The following is a 391-nucleotide window of genomic DNA, read 5'->3' on the forward strand; positions in this document are numbered from 1 at the left end:
TGGTACCTGGGGCATTGCTACGAGTAGGCTTGCGGAGTGGCAACGGCCATCCTCGGGGTTTTGTCCGTCTTACTTCGACCGAATCCTGTGCGCGATTCGGGGAGCCAATAAGAAGAGCGGAGCGTTGTTGTCAAACTACGTCGCTAAGTACTTCGAAGACATGTGGCAGCATATCAAGGACATAGCGGGTCTTTTGGCTGTGGGTGGAACCGTTCACTACATCGTCGGAAATTCGCGTTTCTATGACACAGTTGTCCCGGTCGAGCGACTGTTCGCTGACATGCTCACAGAAGCTGGGTTTCGGGATGCACGCATCACACCCATTAGAAAGCGAAACTCGAAGAAGGAGCTCTACGAATTCGACGTGAGTGCAAGAAAGTAAGCAGCAGCT

At 52.7% G+C, this 391-nt stretch carries 1 pseudogene; it reads left to right on the forward strand.

From position 1 onward, the window contains the following. Positions 1 to 382 (forward strand): annotated as a pseudogene (locus ACTFO6_RS17895) (DNA methyltransferase); the annotation flags it as partial. Between the last annotated feature and the right edge of the window lie 9 nt (positions 383 to 391).

Origin of the sequence: Pelomicrobium sp. G1 (genome assembly GCF_051905455.1) — a bacterium.
Lineage (GTDB): Bacteria > Pseudomonadota > Gammaproteobacteria > Burkholderiales > UBA6910 > Pelomicrobium.